The sequence below is a fragment of the Sphingopyxis indica genome (assembly GCF_900188185.1).
GTDB lineage: Bacteria > Pseudomonadota > Alphaproteobacteria > Sphingomonadales > Sphingomonadaceae > Sphingopyxis > Sphingopyxis indica.
This window is the reverse complement of record NZ_FZPA01000004.1, coordinates 186,484-204,453: the sequence shown is the minus strand read 5'-3', so window position 1 is coordinate 204,453 and position 17,970 is coordinate 186,484. Positions and strand designations below refer to the sequence as shown.

The window sequence follows — 17,970 nt, the reverse complement described above, 5'->3', positions numbered from 1 at the left end:
CCATGACTCAGCCCGCGCCCGCCATCACCCCCGAAATCGTCGCCGACCATGGGCTTTCGCCCGAGGAATATGAGCGCGTCCTCCACGCGCTCGGGCGCGAACCGAATCTCGTCGAACTCGGCATCTTCTCGGTCATGTGGTCCGAGCATTGCAGCTATAAAAGTTCGCGCATCCACCTGAAGAAGCTCCCGACCGAGGCGCCGTGGGTGATCTGCGGCCCCGGCGAGAATGCCGGCGTGATCGACATCGGCGAAGGGCCGGACGGCAAAAGACTTGCCGCCATCTTCAAGATGGAGAGCCACAACCATCCGAGCTATATCGAACCCTATCAGGGCGCGGCGACGGGCGTCGGCGGCATTTTGCGCGACGTCTTCACCATGGGCGCGCGGCCGGTCGCGAACCTCAACGCGCTGCGTTTCGGCCGCCCCGACCATCCCAAGATGAAGCATCTGATCTCGGGCGTCGTCCACGGCATCGGCGGCTATGGCAATTGCGTCGGCGTGCCGACGGTCGGCGGCGAGGTCAATTTTCACAAGGCCTATGACGGCAATATCCTGGTCAATGCGATGACCGTCGGCGTCGCCGAGCAGGACAAGATTTTCTATTCGGCGGCCTCGGGCGTCGGCAATCCGATCGTCTATGTCGGCTCGAAGACCGGGCGCGACGGCATCCACGGCGCGACGATGGCGAGCGCCGACTTCGGCGAGGATGCCGAGGAAAAGCGCCCCACGGTGCAGGTCGGCGACCCCTTTACCGAAAAGCTGCTGATCGAGGCGTGCCTCGAGCTGATGGCGTCGGACGCGATCGTCGCGATCCAGGACATGGGCGCCGCGGGGCTGACCAGCTCGTCGGTCGAGATGGCATCGAAGGGCGGCGTCGGCCTCCACCTCAGGATGGACGATGTGCCGCAGCGCGAGACCGGCATGACGGCCTATGAAATGATGCTGTCGGAAAGCCAGGAACGCATGTTGATGGTGCTCAAGCCCGGCAAGGAAGAGTTCGCCAAGGCGATCTTCGAGAAATGGGAGCTCGACTTCGCGGTCATCGGCACCGTCACCGACACCGGCCGCATGGTGCTCGAACATCATGGCGAGATCGTCTGCGATATTCCGCTTGGCCCCCTCGCCGACGACGCGCCGCTCTATGACCGGCCGCATGTGCTGACACCGAAACAGGCACCGCTGACCGACGTTCCCGAAACGAAGGATGTCGCCGCCGACCTCAGGACGCTGATGGGCACCCCCGACATCGCGAGCCGCCGCTGGATCTGGGAGCAATATGACAGCCAGGTCGGCGCCGACACGGTGCAGACCGGCGGCGATGCCGCGCTGGTGCGTATCCACGGGACGAACCGCGCGCTCGCGATGACGACCGACTGCACCCCGCGCTATTGCTATGCCGATCCGTTCGAGGGCGGCCGCCAGGCGGTCGCCGAAAGCTGGCGCAACATCAGCGCGGTCGGTGCGACGCCGCTCGCGATCACCAACTGCCTGAACTTCGCCAACCCGCAGCGGCCCGAGATCATGGGGCAGATCACCGGTTGTCTCGACGGCATGGGCGAGGCGTGCCGCGCGCTCGACTATCCGATCGTGTCGGGCAATGTGAGCCTCTATAACGAGAGCAAGGCGACCGGCGGCGGCAGCGCGATCCTGCCGACCCCCGCGATCGGCGGCGTCGGGGTGATCGACGATCTGGGCAAGGCGGTCGGCATCGGCTTCAAGCGCACCGGCGACATCGTCCTCGCGGTCGGCGAGCGCATGGGCCATCTCGGCCAGTCGATCTGGCTGCGCGAAATTTTGGGCCGCGAGGAAGGCCCGCCGCCGCCCGTCGACCTGAAAGCCGAAAAGCGCACCGGCGATTTCATCCGCGACGCGATCAATGCCGGCTGGATCACCGCCTGCCACGACGTGTCCGACGGGGGCGTCGCGGTGGCGCTCGCCGAAATGGCGCTGAAGTCGAACATCGGCGTGCTGGTCAGCGAGGAGCAGCCCTTCGGCGTCGCCGAGAGCTTCTTCGGCGAGGATCAGGGCCTCTATCTCGTCACGGTCTGCGACACCTGCCTCGCCGACTTCCTCGATGCCGCGGGCCGCGCCGACGTGCCGGTCGACCCGCTCGGCCGCACGATCAAGGACCGCATCGTCTTTGAACTGCCCGAAAGCGATCATCAGGTGACGCTGGCCGAACTGCGCGAGGCGCACGAAGGCTTTTTCCCGAATTTGATGGGGGCCGACGCGGCGCTGGCCTGAGATGCCTGCAAGAACGACTCGCACAAAGCCACGAAGCCACAAAGGGGTGCGTAGCTGCGACGTCATGCGCCGATGCGCGTAGCACTATAACGGGCGGCCCTCGCAAAGGGCGATGAACGTCGGATCGGCTCACCCCCTTTGTGGCTTCGTGGCTTTGTGCGAGATTAGGAGACAAGCACAGCCGTTCGCGGGAGAGAACCGAGTCATGAGCATCCATATCGGCATCGGCGGCTGGACCTTTGAGCCGTGGCGCGGGACCTTCTATCCGCCGAAACATCCGCAGAAGCGCGAACTGGAATATGCCGGGCAGCATCTGACCGGCATCGAGATCAACGGCACCTATTACGGCAGCCAGAAGCCCGAAAGTTTCGCCAATTGGGCCGCCGCGGTCCCCGATGGCTTCCAATTCAGCGTCAAGGCGTCGCGTTTCTGCACCAACCGCAAGCAACTCGCCGATGGCGCGGCGTCGATAGAGAAGTTTCTGACGCAGGGGCTGACGCGGCTCGGCGACCGACTCGGCCCGATCCTGTGGCAGTTCATGGCGACGAAAAAGTTCGAGCGCGACGATTTCGCCGCTTTCCTCGACCTGCTGCCCGAAACGCAGGACGGCCTGCCGCTGCGCCACGCGCTCGAAGTGCGGCACGAAAGCTTCCGCGATCCGGCGTTCGTCGAACTCGCGCGCGAGCGGAACATGGCGATCGTCTTTGCCGACAGCGACGAATTTCCGTGTATCGACGAGCAAACCGCCGACTTTACCTATGCCCGCCTCCAGCGATCGCAGGACGATGTCGAAACCGGCTATGCCGGCGAGGCGCTCGACCATTGGGCGGAGCGCGCGCGCGGCTGGGCCGCGGGCGGCCGCGACGTCTATCTCTTCTTCATCGCCGGCGCCAAGGTGCGCAACCCCGCCGCGGCGCAGGCCTTGATCGCGAAACTCGAGCGCGAGCCATAAAGGATCGCGCGTTAAATCGGGATTCCATAGTTTCCGTTCGTGTCGAGCGAAGTCGAGACACCCATCGACCTTGCGCTATCGCGAGGGGCATCTCGACTTCGCTCGATGCGAACGGATAAAATTCAATGTCCGATGGCCCGATCAGGCCGCCTGCGCGAGCTCTGGCACCGCGCCCGCCTCGGCCGCTTTCTTGCCGAGCAGATCATAGGGATCGACACCGTCGGCGCGCATCATCGCGTGAACCTGTTTATAGGTCGCGGGGTCGGCGATGCCGAGCCGCGTCCGCGCCGCATCGAGCGGTTCGGCGAGCAGCGCCGCAATATCCTGATGCGCGATCGGCTGGGCCGCGCGGCCGATGCGTTGCCCCTCCCGAACCGCGGCGTAGATCGGATAACGGCTCCCGAGACCCTTGCGGATCTCGCGCGCGCCCGCCCAGGCGATGAACAGCGTTCCCCAGCCGGGGTTCTGGCTGTACGAAAAGGCGAGCACGCATTGTTCGCCGAGCGCATCGCGGCCATAGCCGGTCAGGATGTGGAACAAGTCGTGCGTGTCGCGCAGCCGCTCGCCATAGAGTTCGAGCTGGTCGTCGTACCGCGGCTTGCCGTGGCGGAATTTCAGCGATTCATCGACCAGCCCCTGCGCGGTCAGCCCTTCGCGCTCCATGAAGTCGACATAGACGCGCCCGACGCTGCCCTCGGGCAGCTTGCGCAGCGCGTCATGGTCGTCGAGCATCGCGGGCAGATAGGGGCGCTCGGCGAGAATCTTCTTGCCCTCCGCGGTCGCGAAAAACGCCCGCGCCGAACGATCGAAACGCCTGTCGCGCAGCGCGTCGATGATGTGGAACACCTGTTCGGTGTCCTCCTTGTCGGCGATCAGCTTGCGAAAATGGTGCAGCGCCTTCAGCGGGCGGAAACCCGTGTCGGTGCGATCGGGATGGGAGAAGGGGAGCGTGGTCATGTCGGGTCTCGCGCAGAATCACATTACATCCAATCTATCACTACTGACATAAATGTCAATACATCTTTGCAGCGGCCCGCAAAGCGCTGGACCGTGCGGCGCTCAAGGCGTAGTGTCGCAGCAACACAGCAGGGGAAAGACCATGGCCGCATCGCCGCCGCCGACGCGGTATCAGAGCCTTGATGCCATTCGCGGCGTCGCGGTGATGGGGATTTTGGCGATGAATATCGTCGCCTTTGCCCTGCCCTTTTCAGCTTATGCGAACCCCGCCGCAGGCGGGCCGCCGGGCAGCGCCGACGTCGCGACCTGGTTCTTCAATTTCGTGTTCGTCGATTCGAAGATGCGCGGGCTTTTCTCGATGCTGTTCGGGGCGAGCACCTTGCTCGTCATCGACGGCGCCGCCTCTGCGGGCCGCAGCGCAGCGGGCACCCATTATTCGCGCATGTTCTGGCTCGCGCTTTTCGGCCTCGCGCATTTCTATCTGATCTGGTTCGGCGACATCCTCTTCCTCTATGCGATGTGCGGGCTGCTGCTTTTCCTGTTCCGAAACCTTTCGGTGAGGGCGCTGCTTCTCTGGTCGATCCCCTTCTTCCTGATCGGCATCGGCCTGCCCGCCAGCCTGTGGTCGATGCTGTCGATGGCGCAGACGGGCAGCTTGCCGCCCGAGGCGGCCGCGGGAATGAAGGAGGCGCTCGCGCAGATGAACGCCGACATGGGCCCTTCGACGCCGGCCTATGCGAAGGACATGGCGCTTTATCTCGGCAGCTATTCCAGCATCGTCGCGCATCGCACCAGCGAAATGGCCGGCGACCCGCTTTTCTTCCTCAGCCTGTTCCTGTGGGAAACAATGGGGTTGATGCTGATCGGCATGGCGCTGTTCAAATCGCGCATGCTGACCGGCGAGTGGGAGGCGGCGCGCTATCGCAAATGGGCACTGATCTGCTTCCTGGTCGCCGCGCCGCCGCTGGCGGGCCTTGCCGTCTATCAGATGCGGGCGGGTTATGACGCGGTGGCGATCTTCGGCTCGACGATCGCGCTATCGGTGCCGTTCGACACGCTGATGACCGTCGGCTGGGCGGCGCTGATCATGCTGCTGATCCGGACAAGGGCGAGCGCGTCCGTGCGCGTGCGGCTCGCCGCGGCGGGGCGCATGGCCTTTACCAACTATCTGACGACCTCGATCGTCATGACGTCGATCTTTTACGGCTATGGCCTGGGCCTGTTCGGCAGCGTCGGACGCGCGGCGCTCTATCTCTTCTGCCTCGGCATGTGGGCGGCGATGCTGCTGTGGTCGAAGCCGTGGCTCGACCGCTTCCATTATGGCCCGTTCGAATGGCTATGGCGCAGCCTGGCGCGTGCGAAGCTGCAACCGATGCGGCGGCGCGCGCTTCAATAGCTGGGAGCAGCGCGGCCGAAGCTGGCCGGGCGGCGCTGGACGAGCGGATTGGCCTCGCGTTCGAGCGCGCCGAGCGTTTGCTCGAACAATGTGCGCAGTTCGACGACGCGCGGCAGATATTCCTCGGGGCTGACCTGGCTTTCGACGCAGCGGCGCGCGAACATTTCGATGTCTTCGGACAGCGCGCCGAGCCGTTCGGCGCCGAACTGGCGCGCCTCGCTCTTCAACGTATGCGCAGGCATGACGAGGCCGCGCGCGTCGCGGGCGCGCATCGCCTCCTCGATCGCGGCGACCGACTTGGTGCCGTCTTCGCGAAAATAGCCGAGAATCCGGATGAACGCGGCGCCCAGCTGGCTACGCGTCGCGCGGAATTCCTCCCAATCGACCAGGGTCTCGTCCAACGTTGCGTTCCTCGGTGTTCAAAATCGGTCCTTGGTCCCGGCGCCTTCATGCCGAAAGGGGGTAAAAAAGGCGTTACAGCCGAAGCGGCGCACGCGCGCCGAGTCCCGAAATGGGTCAGCGGCGAACGCGCCAGCGCTCCGCGCCCTCGGTTTCGACGGACCAGCCCCGCTCGGCGGCGAGCGCGGCCACCTCGCGCCCCGCCTGCGGATCGTCGGCGATCAGCCGCACGTCACTGGCGCCGCGCATTGCGCGCGCGAGCCGCAGCGCCGGCCACGGGCAGCGCATCCCGCGCGCGTCGACGATAACCGGTCCCGCCTCGTCGGCGCGGTCACTCGCCATAGGGGTTGCGCGTGTTGCGGAAGTTGATGCGGATCGGCACGCCCTGAAAGCCCAGTTCCTTGCGCATCCCGTTGACGAGATAGCGATGATAGCTCGCGGGCAGCGCGTCGGTGCGGCTGCCGAAGATCACGAAGGTCGGCGGGCGGGTGCGCGCCTGCGTCATATAGCGCAGCTTGATCCGCTTGCCGCCCGGCGCCGGCGGCGGATTGGCGGTGACCGCGCCCTCGAACCAGCGGTTGAGCTTTGCGGTCGATACGCGGCGCGTCCAGATGTCGCGCTGTTCGAACGCGACGCGCACCAGCGTGTCGATCCCCTTGCCCGTCGCACCCGAGATGCTGAGCAGCGGCACGCCCTTGATCTGCGACAGCCCGTCGTCGAGTGCGGCGCGCACGCCATTAAACAGTGCCGATGGATTGTCGGCAACGTCCCATTTGTTGAGCGCGACGATCAGCGCGCGTCCTTCCTCGAGCACGCGGTCGGCGATGCGCAGATCCTGCGCCTCGAGCCCCTTGGTCGCGTCGAGCAGCAGCACGACGACTTCGGCGAAATCGACCGCGTGCAGCGCGTCGGCGACCGACAATTTCTCGAGCTTGTCCTGCACCTTCGCGCGCTTGCGCATTCCCGCGGTGTCGAACAGCTGGATCGGATGGACCGCGCCATCCTTTTCCCATTGCCAGTCGACGCGGATCGAATCGCGCGTGATCCCCGCTTCGGGGCCGGTGATCAGCCGGTCCTCGCCGATCATCCGGTTGATCAGCGTCGATTTTCCGGCGTTCGGCCGGCCGACGATCGCGAGCTTCAAGGGCCCGAGCGGTTCCTCGCCCTCCTCGTCGAGGTCCGCGGTCTCCGCCTCTTCGGCTTCCATGAAGGGCTCGACGATCGGGCGCAGCGCGTCGAACAGCTCGACGAGCCCCTCGCCATGCTCGGCGCTGAGCGCGAGCGGATTGTCGAAACCGAGCGCATAGGCCTCCATCAGCCCCGCCTCGCCCTGCTTGCCCTCGGCCTTGTTGGCGACGAGGATGATCGGCGTGTCCTCGCTGCGCAGCCAGCGCGCGATTTCCTCGTCGAGCGGAGTGACGCCGGCGCGCGCGTCGATCATGAACAGCGCGGCGTCGGCCTCGCGCACCGCCTTTTCGGTCTGCACGCGCATCCGTCCCGGCAAGGTCGCGGCGTCGTGGTCCTCGAACCCCGCGGTGTCGACGATGCGGAAATTGAGCCCGAGCAGCTGCCCGTCGCCCTCGCGCCGGTCGCGCGTCACCCCCGGCTGGTCGTCGACGAGCGCGAGGCGCTTACCGACGAGCCGGTTGAACAGCGTCGATTTGCCGACATTGGGCCGGCCGACAATGGCGACCGTCGCGGATCGCGCCATGCTTTTATCCTATCTTCCTTGCGGCATCGCAGCCGCACAAGACCACAGCCGTTCGTCCTGAGGAGCCATTGAGCTTGTCGAAATGGCATCTCGAAGGACGGTAGCGCAACTCTCGCGTCCTTCGAGACGGGCCTTCGACGGGCTCAGTCCCTCCTCAGGACGAACGGTGTGAATCCAATTCAGTCGTTACCGCCAGGCGGTGATCCGCCCGTCGTCCGAAAGGATATAGAGCGTCTGATTGGCGACCACCGGCGTCTGCGACAGGGGCGAATCGAACTCCTGCGTCGCGATCGTCGAGCCGTCGGCCGGCGAGATTTCGGCAAGCTCGCCAAGGCTGTTCACCGCAATCAGCCGCCCGCCCGCAAGCACCGGGCCGGTCCAGCGCACGGGATCCTCTTTCTTCTTTTCCTTGTCGACGCGGTAGCGGCGGAGCTGCCGGATCCAGCGGATCTTGCCCGACGCGCGCGCGACGCAGAGCAGCTTCGCATCGTCGGTGAGCGCATAGACCCATTCGCCGACGACATAGGGGGTCGAAATGCCGGCGATCGAGATTTCCCAGCTGCGAAGCCCGGTGTTGAGCTCGTAGCTCGCCATGCGGCCGCCCTGCCCCAGCGCGAAGACGCGGCCGCGGTCGATCACCGGGTCGGCGTCGACGTCGGTCAGCGTCGAGACCGACAGCGCGATCGAGGTGCGCGCAAGCGCGTCCTCCCACAGATCGCGGCCATTCTCGTAGCGATAGGCCTGCACCTCGCCCGACGAGAAGCCGGCGACGATCGTCGCTTCGCCCGCCGCCGGCGACGCCGCGCCAAAGACGCTGCCCGCCTCGAGCGAGGCGGTCGCCTGCCACAGCACCGCGCCGTTGGCGGCGTTGAGCGCGATGATCTGATTGTCCTGCGTGATGACATAGACGCCGCCGAAGGCGATCGTCGGCGCGCCGCGCAGCGGGCCTGCGGGCTTCACCTTCCAGATCACCGATCCGTCGGCGGCATTGAGCGCGGCGACGTCGCCGACCCCGCTCGTCGCATAGACCACGTCGCCTTCGACCGCGGCGCCGCCGCCGAACAGCGAATCCTTGAAATCCTTGCCCGTGCTGCCGATCGCGGTGTTCCAAAGCTTTGCGCCCGTATCGGCGGCAAAGGCGGACACGACCGCATCGGTGTCGACGACGAACAGCCGGTTATCCGCAATCACCGGCGACGCGGCGAGGCGCTGCGCCTTGGTGCTGCCCGCGACTTCTGCGCTCCAGACCAGGCTGCGCGAGGCGGCGAGCGCGAGGTGGCCCATAGATTTCGAGGCATTGCCCCCCGACTGCGCCCAGCTGGCGTTGACCACCGGTTCGGGCAGCACGACGGCGGTTTCGGCGAGTGACGGGTCGACCTTGATGCTGTTGTCGTCCGACAGGATCGAGACGCGCTCCCCGACGGTCGGGGTCTTCTTGGGGCCATCGCCCTTGAACACGCTGCATCCGGCCAGCGGCAGCGCGAACAGCGCCGCGGTCAGTACAAACTGCCTTTTCCGCATATTATTGGACTTCCTCGCTTTTCGCGGCGGCCGCTGCCTTGGGCGCGGCTTCGCCTTTCCGGTCCTTGGCGGCGCTGTCGTCGGCGCGGTCCGCGACGGCGTCGACCCCCAGCATCCCCGCCATCTGCACGCTGCGCGACTGGAGCGACTTCGGAATGTCGGGCAGCTTGGCGATGCGGCCGTAGAGCGCGCCCGCCTGATCGAACTGGCCGAGCTTGTAGTGCGCGATCGCGGTCAGCTCGGCAGCGCTCGCGAACCACGGCGAGGCCGGGTCTTTCGCATCGACGAGCGGCTTCATCCGCGCGATCACCGTTTCGGGCTTGATCGTGCCGAGTTCGAATGCCGTCTGGCGCACCAGCGCCATGTTGCGCAGCGCCGGGTCGATGTCCTGGTCGGCGGCAACTTTTGCGACAAGCGCCGCGGCGCCCTTCATGTCGCCCTTTTCGGCCTGCATATTCGCCTGCTGGATCAGCGCGATCGACCGATAGGCGGCGTCGTCGCCCGCGGCGATCTTTTCAAGATCGGCGGTCGCCCCGCGCGGCTGGTTGGCGTCGAGCTTGTCGAGCGCGGCGACCAGCGCCTCGGCGCGCTCGCCCCGCGCCTCATTCTGCCGGTGCTGCCAGAAGAGGTAGCCCCCAAAGGCGAGCAGCGCCGCGACCACCGCCGCGACGATCAGGCGCCCGTGGGATTTCCAGATCGAATCGAGCCGGTCCCTGCGGACGGCCTCGTCGACTTCCTGCAACAGCGCGGCATTGTTCGTCGGGCTCAGGGCCAATCAATCCTCCATCTCGTCGTTCGGACGCCGGGCGCACGGCGCGCCGCTGGGTTCCTTAGCGACGGCACGGCAAAAGGCCAAGCGTTTCACTCGGCCGCGCCCGTCCGGCGACGCGATGGTCAGCCGGCGTAGATCTGATCGGGGGTGGGAAATGAACGGGACCTGACCTGGTCGGCATATTCCTTGACCGCGCCGCTGATCACGCCCGACATGTCCTGATAGCGTTTGACGAATTTGGGCACGCGCTCGAACATGCCGAGCATGTCGTCGGTGACCAGCACCTGCCCGTCGCATTGCGCCGAGGCGCCGATGCCGATCGTCGGGCAGGCGACCTTGCCGGTGATCTCGATCGCGATCGATTCGAGCACGCCTTCGATGACGATCGAAAAGGCGCCGGCCTGCGCGACCGCGACGGCGTCGTCGACGATCGCGCGCGCTTCCTCTTCGCTCTTGCCGCGCACGCCATAGCCGCCGAGGATATTGACCGCCTGAGGGGTCAATCCGACATGCCCCATCACCGGGATGCCGCGCTGGGTCAGAAATTCGATCGTCGGCGCGAGCACCCGCCCGCCCTCGACCTTCACCGCCGCGGCGCCGGTTTCCTTGAGCAACCGCGCGGCATTGTCGAACGCCTGCTCGGGGCTGCCCTCATAGCTGCCGAAGGGCATGTCGACGATGACCGCGGCGTGATAGCTGCCGCGCACCACCGCGGCGCCGTGCAGCGCCATCATCTCCATCGTGACGCCGACCGTGTGCGGCAGGCCATAGATCACCTGCGCGAGCGAATCGCCGACAAGCAGCATGTCGCAATGCGGGTCGAGCAGCTGCGCCTGCCGCACCGTATAGGCGGTCAGCATGACGAGCGGCTCGCCGCCCTTGCGCTGGCGGATGCGCGGCACGGTAAGCCGCTTCATCGGCTGCGGCGTCGGATTGGCGCGGCTGGTGGACGTGTCGAGGGTGAGCGTTTTGGGAAGCGTGGACATGGCGCCGGGGTAGCCGCCGATGTTGCAGTGCAAAAGCAGTTCCGCCGTTCTTGTTATATGGATTTGACTCGATGTTAAGTTTATATGACATTGGCTCGGGAGCATTGGCGAGGAGATGCGAAGCCGTGACGAAGCCGCCGTTCCTCAATGACATCCGAACGCTACGATTCCACGCCGCAGAAATGACGCAGACCGAGCTGGGCAAGCGCGTCGGGGTCACCCGCCAGACGATCGCCGCGATCGAGCAGGGCAGATATTCCCCGTCGCTCGAGGTCGCGTACCGCCTTGCGCGCGTCTTCGGCAAGCCGATCGAGGCGGTGTTCCGGTGGAGCGACGAATGACGCCGCCACGAGATATGTGCGGCAATGCCGGGGACGAAGCGGGGCCAGCCCCTATGCGCGGCCCGCCTGGTCGAGCGCCGCAATCTGTTCGGCGGTCAGCATCACGTCGAGGCTGCCGATGATCTCGTCGAGCTGCGCCACCGACGTCGCGCTGGCGATCGGGGCGGTGACGCCGGGCTGCGCCGCGACCCAGGCGAGTGCGATCTGCGACAGCGTCGCACCCGTTTCGGCCGCGATCCGGTCCATGACGGCGAGCACCGCCGGCCCCTGGCCCTTCATATAGGGTGCGACGCGGCCGCCGCGCGGGCTTTTGCCGAGGTCGCCTTCGTCGCGATATTTGCCGGTCAGATAGCCCGAGGCGAGGCTGAAATAGGTGACGACGCCCAGCCCCTCGGCGATGCAGAGCTGTTGCAGCGGCCCTTCATATTGCGCGCGGTCGATCAGGTTGAGTTCGGGCTGCATCGCGGTGAAGCGCGGCAGTCCCTTTTCGGCCGACACGCGCAGTGCCTCGGCAAGCCGGCCGGCCGAATAGTTGGACGCGCCGATCGCGCGCACCGTGCCCGCGTCGACGAGTTCGCCGAACGCGCCGAGCACTTCGTCGAGCGGCACGTCGGGATCGTCCTTGTGCGCGAAATAGAGGTCGATCGTGTCGATGCCGAGCCGGTCGAGCGAGCCCCGCACCGCGCTGCGGATGCGGTCGGGCTTGAGGCCGCCCTCCATCATCCCGACCTTGGTCGCGATCAGCACCCGGTCGCGCGCGCCGCTCTCCTTCAGCCAAGCCCCCATCATGCTTTCGGACTCGCCGCCCCTGTGCCCCGGCACCCACGCCGAATAGACGTCGGCGGTGTCGATCATCCCGCCGCCGAGTTCGACGAAGCGGTCGAGCACCGCGAAGCTCGCGGCCTTGTCGGCGGTCATGCCGAAGACGTTGCCGCCAAGGACGAAGGGACGGATCGAGAGGCCGCTCCGGCCCAATGCGCGTTCGGTCATCGCTTTGCTCCTTGCTTCGCCGCGGGCACCGCTTCGCGCGGATTGTCGCTGAACAGCCCGTCGACGCCCGTCGCCAGATAGGCTTCGATCTCTGCCGCGAGGTTGCCGTGCCCGGCGGGGTCGAGGCCACCCTTGCCGGCAAGCGGAAGGAAATAATTTTCGCGGCGAAAGGTCCAGGGATGAACCTTCAGCCCCGCCGCATGGGCATCGCCGACGAGACGCGTCGGCTGCCCCAGCGTTCCGAGCGCGCCGCGCGGGATCACCATCGTCTTGTTGGGCCCGATGCCGTCGGCATAGGTGGCGATCGCCTTGAGCCCCGCCGGAGTCGCCATTGCGGCGTAGCTCATCTCCGGATCGTCGGCGGGACCGCCCTCGCCGTCCATCAGCTGGATCAGCGGCAGGTCGCTCTTTGCGCGCAGCGCCTTCAGATTGCCGACCTCGAAACTCTGGATGAACACCGGGGCGGCGCGGCCGCGATAGCCATATTTATCGAGCAGCGCGAGCAGCGGCGCTTCGTGCGGCAGGCCGATCGACGCGAAATAGCTCGGGTGCTTGGTTTCGGGATAGACGCCGACCGGATGCGCGCGCCCTTTGTTGACGCGGGCGAGCAGCTTGAGAATTTCCTCGAATGTCGGAATTTCGAACCGGCCGTCATAGGCGGTGCCGCGCAGCCGCGGGATGCGCTCCTTTGCGCGCAGGGTCTTGAGTTCGGCGAGCGTGAAATCCTCGGTGAACCAGCCGGTCACCGCCTTGCCGTCGATCGTCCTGGTCGCCTTGCGCGCGGCGAACTCGGGGTGATCGGCGACGTCGGTCGTCTCCGAAATCTCATTCTCGTGCCGCGCGACGAGGATGCCGTCCTTGGTGAGGACAAGGTCGGGTTCGATAAAGTCGGCGCCCTGTTCGATCGCGAGCTCATAGCTTGCGAGCGTATGTTCGGGCCGTTCGCCCGACGCGCCGCGATGGGCGATGACGATCGGCGGCTTGCCGTCAAGGGTCGGCTCGGCCGCCATCGGCTCAGCGCTGCACGCCGCTGGCAGCAGCAGGGCGAGGAGCGCGGCGCGCCATCGCCTCATGCCGCAAAGCGCGCTTGCCAGTCATCGGCCGCAAAGCCCACGCTCACACCGCCCGGCGCCTCGACCACCGGGCGGCGGATCATCGCCGGCTGATCGAGCATCAGCGCCTTCGCCTTTGCGGCGTCGAGACCGGCCTTGTCGGCTTCGGGCAGCTTGCGAAAGGTCGTGCCGCTCTTGTTGAGCAATTTGTCCCAGCCGAGCGCGTCGATCCAGCCTTGCAGCTTTTCGGGGTCGAGTCCGTCCTTGCGGAAATCGTGGAAGCGATAGGGCACGCCGGCCGCGTCGAGCCAGCGCCGCGCCTTCTTCACCGTGTCGCAATTGGGAATGCCATAGAGAATCAGGTCCATGCGGTCAGGATAGCGGCGGCATATCGGCAATGCGAGTGTTTGCGCTCGCCAATTTGCCGCGCAGCGCGCGCGCGAAGCCTTCGTGCAGCACCGCGGCGATGTCGGGGTTGGCGGCGAGATAGGCACGCAGCGCCGCGGCGGGGACGAACCACAGCCGCGCGTTGCTGGTCAGGATCACCGTTCCCGTCGCATGGCTGCCGTCGAGCACCGTCGCTTCGCCGATCAGCGCGCCGTCGGCGAGCGTGCCGACGTCGGCGCCGTCGCGCTGGATCAGCGCGCGCCCTTCGGCGAGGTAGAAGAGGCTCGGCGCCGCCTGATTCTCGCGGATCAGCACTTCGCCGCGCTTCGCCGAGATCCAGTGCCCCTGGTCGATCAGCCGGCGCGCATCATTCGCGCCGAGCCGGTCGAAATGCAGCCCGCGCAGCGCAAGCTCTTCCGCCGTGAAATGCGTGCCGACGTCACGATACCAGCCGCGCGCGGCGAGCGCGAGATTGAGCGCCAGAATCGCGACGAGCAGCGCCGCCGCGCCGATGCTGTGCCATTCGAACAGCGCGAAGGGCAGCGCGAGCAGCGCCGCGATCGCGAGCGCCAGCCGGATAAATTCGATTCGGGCAAGGAAACCCATCGCCAGAAGCGACAAAAGGGCGGCATAGCCGAACCAAGCCGGGTCCATATTCCCCATCGCCCATCGTTTTCGCGTTGCGGTCCCGCTTAGGGACCTAAGCAAATTGCCTTAACGATTGCCGAACATGGGACGTCGCCCCCGGACGCGCGCCCTCTGTGATCCATAGCAAATTAACAGTTTCGCGCCCCCAAGAAAAGCATAGGTGCGGAAAAGCACCGACAATGCTAATTTCCTTGCCCTTGCCTAGCGCGCCCAATCGCGCCAAGGCAGCGCGCGATTCGTTAATGGACAGCAAAGACCCGATTATGACGCAGAATTGGCAACCGCAAAGCTGGCGTTCGCACGAGGCGAAACAGCTTCCGACCTATAAGGACGAAGCCGCCCTCGCCGCCGCCGAGCGCGAACTCGCCGGCTATCCGCCGCTCGTCTTTGCGGGCGAGGCGCGCGAGCTGACGAGCGAACTCGCGCGCGTCGCGGAGGGCAAGGCGTTCCTGCTTCAGGGCGGCGACTGCGCCGAAAGCTTCGCCGAATTCCATCCGAACAATATCCGCGACACCTTCCGCGTGCTGCTCCAGATGGCGGTCGTGCTGACCTTTGCCTCGAAGATGCCGGTGGTGAAGCTCGGCCGCATGGCGGGCCAGTTCGCCAAGCCGCGCTCGGCCGACATGGAAGAGGTGAACGGCACCGAACTGCCGAGCTATCGCGGCGACATCATCAACGACATCGCTTTCGAGGCCGAGGGGCGCGAGCCCGATCCGAAGCGGATGATCAAGGCGTACAACCAGTCGGCGGCGACGCTGAACCTGCTGCGCGCCTTCGCGCACGGCGGCTATGCCAATCTGCATCAGGTCAACGCCTGGACGCACGATTTCATGGACCGCAGCCCGTGGGCCAAGAAATATCAGGAAACCGCGGCGCGCATTTCCGAAGCGCTCGCCTTCATGGAAGCGTGCGGCGTGACGCCGGAGACGGTGCCGCAGATCAAGGGCACGAGCTTCTACACCAGCCACGAGGCGCTGCTGCTCCCCTATGAGCAGGCGCTGACGCGGCAGGACAGCCTGACCGGCGGCTGGTACGACACCTCGGGCCATTTCCTGTGGGTCGGCGACCGCACGCGTTTCGAAGGTTCGGCGCATATCGAATATCTGCGCGGCATCGGCAATCCGGTCGGCATGAAATGCGGCCCGACCCTCGAGCCCGACACGCTGTTGCGCCTGCTCGACACGCTCAATCCCAACCATGTGCCGGGGCGCATGACGCTGATCACGCGCTATGGTCACGACAAGATCGAGGCGCATCTGCCCAGGCTGGTGCGCGCGGTGAAGGAATCGGGCCATCCCGTCGTCTGGTCGTGCGACCCGATGCACGGCAACGTCATCAAGACCTCGACCGGCTACAAGACGCGCCCCTTCGAGCGCATCCTCGCCGAAGTGCGCGGCTTCTTTGCCGTCCACCGCGCCGAGGGCACGCACGGCGGCGGCATCCATATCGAGATGACCGGGCAGAATGTCACCGAATGCACGGGCGGCGCGATGGACGTGACGCAGATGGATCTTGCCGATCGCTATCACACGCATTGCGACCCGCGTTTGAACGCGGGGCAGTCGCTCGAACTGGCGTTCCTGCTTGCCGAAATGCTCAATCAGGAAATGACCGAGCGCGCGAAACAGGCGGCATGACCGAACGGCGGGTCATCGTGCAGAAAGAGGTGATCCGCAGCGGCGTCGGCTTCGGCAGCGCGCTGGCGATCGCGATCAGCTTCACCACGCACAAGTCGGTGCTGTGGGCGATCGTCCACGGGCTCTTCAGCTGGTTCTACGTCGCCTATTACGTGCTGACGCGCTGATCCGGGCTTACTCGCCCGGCCAGCGCTTGCGGTCGGCGAACGCCCGCCCCAGCGCGACGTGCAGATCGGCGTCCTCGGCCGCGCCGCCGAGCGGGATCTTGTCCGAGAACTCGTCCGCCGGCCGATGATAATCGCTGCCAAGGAAAGCCTCGAGCAGCCCCATGTCCGAAAAGCTGCCCCCGACCATCAGTGCCGTGACCCCCTTGGCGCCGAGCGCCCAGCCGTCCTGCCGCTGCGCGAAGGCATCGGCCTCGCCGTCGTCGTCGATCGTGCGGCCCAGCCTGGCCGCGACCTTGCTCACCAGCGCGTCATAGGCCGGCTTGCCGCGCCCGATCGTCGCGACCGGCGTGCCGCGCGGCGCGATCGCGACGGTGTCGAGGTTGAGCGCGACGGTGATGTCGCCGAGCGGCACGACCGGATGATCGGCGAACCAGCGCGCGCCGAGCAGCCCCTTCTCCTCGGCGGTCGTCGCGAGGAAATAGATGTCGCGATCGGGACGCGCGCCCGCGGCGAGCCGCTTCGCGACCTCGATCAGCACGGCAATGCCGCTCGCATTGTCGACCGCGCCGTTGCAGATGCGGTCGGCGTCGTCGTCGGGGCGGCAGATGCCCAGATGATCCCAATGGCCGAGAAACAGCACCGCCTTGCCGTCGGGATTGGCGCCGGGCAGCCGGGCGACGACATTGTGGCTCGCGAAGGACCGCACCGCGGTGCGCGTTTCGATGTCGGCGGTCACCGGCAGCACCACGCCGCGATAATCGGCTGCGCGCGCCGCCTCGCGCAGCGCCGCTCCGTCGAGGCCGGCGCGCGTAAACAGCGCGTCGGCGGCTTCGAGCGACATAAAGCCGCTGACCTGCGGCCCCGCGCCGGCGTCGCCGCCGAGGCGCACCGTCTTGCCGCCCAGCGCGTCGCGAAGCTGCGTCCACGGCACCGCGTCGGTCGCGACCACCAGCACCCCGGTCGCGCCGGCATCGGCGAGCATCTGCCGCCGCTCGCGATAGCGCGGCTGCGCCTCGCCAAAGGGCGGCGTGTCCATCAGCATGATCGCGAGCTTGCCGCGCACGTCGGCATTGGGCCGGCCTGCGGCATCGACGCCATAGCCGACGAAAAGCGCCGGGAGGTCTTCTAGCGACACCGATGCGTCGCGCCCGCTGACGATGATCCCGTCCTCCTCGAGCTTCGCATCGCGGCCGCGCACCTTGAACTTTGCCGTGCCGCCCAGCGCCTCGCTTTCGACGAGCGGCACCGGCTGCAGCCACGGCGTCGCGCTGCCCGGCACCGCCTCGAGCCCCGCCTTCGCCCATTCGCCGACGATATAGGCGATGGTGCGATCCTCCCCCTCGGTGCCCGGCGCGCGCCCCTCGAAGGCGTCGTTCGAGAGCGTGCGGATATGCGCGGCGAGATCGGCTTCGGCGATGCGCGTATCGGCGCCCTTGGCATGAGCAGCGGGCGCGGCGAAGGCGAGGAAAGCGACGGCCGCGACCGCGGCACGAAAAGCGGATTTCTGCATGGACCGGCCGCATGGCACGGCGGGGTGGGCTAGGCAAGGCGCGTTCGACGGGCGGCGGCGGGATTGGATTCGCGCAGAGACGGCAGAGAGCGCAGAGATTTCGGTTCACGCGGAGACGCGGAGACGCGGAGAATTGGAGCATGCCGCGGAGCGGCCTTTTTTCCGATTCCCGCGTTCCAGATAAGGGCCGCAGAGATGAAGAGGCCTGTCGGCCGGGCCATCTCCGCGTCTCCGCGTCTCCGCGTGAACAAGATTCAGCCCCTCTGCGCTCTCTGCGGCCTCTGCGCGAAATCAGCCA

18 protein-coding genes are annotated in these 17,970 nt (G+C 66.5%); 6 read left to right on the top strand and 12 right to left on the bottom strand.

The window, feature by feature from the left end; genetic code table 11:
* The first annotated feature begins 2 nt into the window (after positions 1–2).
* A complete protein-coding gene (purL, locus tag CHB69_RS08170; protein ID WP_089215491.1) occupies positions 3–2,246 on the top strand; it encodes a phosphoribosylformylglycinamidine synthase subunit PurL in 2,244 nt (747 codons plus the stop codon).
* A gap of 205 nt (positions 2,247–2,451) precedes the next feature.
* The gene (locus tag CHB69_RS08165) at positions 2,452–3,198 is read left to right on the top strand and encodes a DUF72 domain-containing protein (protein ID WP_089215490.1); all 747 of its coding nucleotides are present in this window, start codon (positions 2,452–2,454) and stop codon (positions 3,196–3,198) included.
* A 141-nt stretch (positions 3,199–3,339) separates the two neighbouring features.
* On the opposite strand, the gene CHB69_RS08160 is transcribed toward CHB69_RS08165, so the two are convergent.
* Positions 3,340–4,155, bottom strand: a complete 816-nt coding sequence (locus CHB69_RS08160; RefSeq protein ID WP_089215489.1) for a Coq4 family protein — start codon at positions 4,153–4,155, stop codon at positions 3,340–3,342.
* A gap of 142 nt (positions 4,156–4,297) precedes the next feature.
* Between CHB69_RS08160 and CHB69_RS08155 the strand changes: the two genes are divergently transcribed.
* On the top strand, positions 4,298–5,551 hold the full coding sequence (locus CHB69_RS08155) for a DUF418 domain-containing protein (protein ID WP_089215488.1): 1,254 nt from the start codon (positions 4,298–4,300) through the stop codon (positions 5,549–5,551).
* Here the strand turns inward: CHB69_RS08155 and CHB69_RS08150 are convergent.
* The 6 genes from CHB69_RS08150 to panB form a co-directional block, all read right to left on the bottom strand.
* A complete protein-coding gene (locus CHB69_RS08150) occupies positions 5,545–5,952 on the bottom strand; it encodes an Hpt domain-containing protein (RefSeq protein WP_089215487.1) in 408 nt (135 codons plus the stop codon). The genes CHB69_RS08155 and CHB69_RS08150 overlap by 7 nt on opposite strands.
* Positions 5,953–6,067: 115 nt before the next feature.
* A complete protein-coding gene (locus tag CHB69_RS08145) occupies positions 6,068–6,292 on the bottom strand; it encodes a sulfurtransferase TusA family protein (RefSeq protein WP_089215486.1) in 225 nt (74 codons plus the stop codon).
* A complete protein-coding gene (gene der / locus CHB69_RS08140; RefSeq protein ID WP_089215485.1) occupies positions 6,282–7,661 on the bottom strand; it encodes a ribosome biogenesis GTPase Der in 1,380 nt (459 codons plus the stop codon). Before der ends, CHB69_RS08145 begins: the two co-directional genes overlap by 11 nt.
* 186 nt (positions 7,662–7,847) lie before the next feature.
* Complete coding sequence (locus tag CHB69_RS08135; RefSeq protein WP_089215484.1) at positions 7,848–9,182, bottom strand: outer membrane protein assembly factor BamB family protein; 1,335 nt, start codon at positions 9,180–9,182, stop codon at positions 7,848–7,850.
* Position 9,183: 1 nt separating this feature from the next.
* On the bottom strand, positions 9,184–9,957 hold the full coding sequence (locus tag CHB69_RS08130; protein WP_089215483.1) for a tetratricopeptide repeat protein: 774 nt from the start codon (positions 9,955–9,957) through the stop codon (positions 9,184–9,186).
* A 119-nt stretch (positions 9,958–10,076) separates the two neighbouring features.
* Positions 10,077–10,940: a 3-methyl-2-oxobutanoate hydroxymethyltransferase gene (panB, locus tag CHB69_RS08125; RefSeq protein ID WP_089215482.1), complete on the bottom strand. Its 864-nt coding sequence runs from the start codon at positions 10,938–10,940 to the stop codon at positions 10,077–10,079.
* A gap of 125 nt (positions 10,941–11,065) precedes the next feature.
* Here panB and CHB69_RS20505 point away from each other — a divergent pair, with 125 nt between their 5' ends.
* Entirely contained in the window at positions 11,066–11,281 is a 216-nt protein-coding gene (locus CHB69_RS20505; RefSeq protein ID WP_281252658.1) for a helix-turn-helix transcriptional regulator, read from the top strand.
* Between the two features lie 51 nt (positions 11,282–11,332).
* Here the strand turns inward: CHB69_RS20505 and CHB69_RS08115 are convergent, their stop codons facing one another.
* From CHB69_RS08115 to CHB69_RS08100, 4 genes are read right to left on the bottom strand one after another with little or no spacing between them, the layout of a single operon-like run.
* A complete protein-coding gene (locus CHB69_RS08115; protein ID WP_089215480.1) occupies positions 11,333–12,271 on the bottom strand; it encodes an aldo/keto reductase in 939 nt (312 codons plus the stop codon).
* Positions 12,268–13,344 (bottom strand): glycerophosphodiester phosphodiesterase, encoded by a 1,077-nt coding sequence (locus tag CHB69_RS08110; RefSeq protein WP_089215479.1) that lies wholly within the window; start codon positions 13,342–13,344, stop codon positions 12,268–12,270. Before CHB69_RS08110 ends, CHB69_RS08115 begins: the two co-directional genes overlap by 4 nt.
* Entirely contained in the window at positions 13,341–13,691 is a 351-nt protein-coding gene (locus tag CHB69_RS08105) for an ArsC family reductase (protein ID WP_089215478.1), read from the bottom strand. Before CHB69_RS08105 ends, CHB69_RS08110 begins: the two co-directional genes overlap by 4 nt.
* Before the next feature lie 4 nt (positions 13,692–13,695).
* Positions 13,696–14,373, bottom strand: a complete 678-nt coding sequence (locus tag CHB69_RS08100; protein ID WP_089215477.1) for a Crp/Fnr family transcriptional regulator — start codon at positions 14,371–14,373, stop codon at positions 13,696–13,698.
* Positions 14,374–14,621: 248 nt separating this feature from the next.
* Here CHB69_RS08100 and CHB69_RS08095 point away from each other — a divergent pair, with 248 nt between their 5' ends.
* Both CHB69_RS08095 and CHB69_RS20080 read left to right on the top strand, forming a co-directional pair.
* Positions 14,622–15,995 (top strand): class II 3-deoxy-7-phosphoheptulonate synthase, encoded by a 1,374-nt coding sequence (locus CHB69_RS08095; protein WP_089215558.1) that lies wholly within the window; start codon positions 14,622–14,624, stop codon positions 15,993–15,995.
* The gene (locus CHB69_RS20080; RefSeq protein ID WP_170935480.1) at positions 15,992–16,162 is read left to right on the top strand and encodes a hypothetical protein; all 171 of its coding nucleotides are present in this window, start codon (positions 15,992–15,994) and stop codon (positions 16,160–16,162) included. The genes CHB69_RS08095 and CHB69_RS20080 overlap by 4 nt, the downstream gene beginning before the upstream one ends.
* A gap of 7 nt (positions 16,163–16,169) precedes the next feature.
* On the opposite strand, the gene CHB69_RS08090 is transcribed toward CHB69_RS20080, so the two are convergent.
* Positions 16,170–17,672 (bottom strand): M28 family peptidase, encoded by a 1,503-nt coding sequence (locus CHB69_RS08090; RefSeq protein WP_089215476.1) that lies wholly within the window; start codon positions 17,670–17,672, stop codon positions 16,170–16,172.
* Positions 17,673–17,970 lie beyond the last annotated feature (298 nt).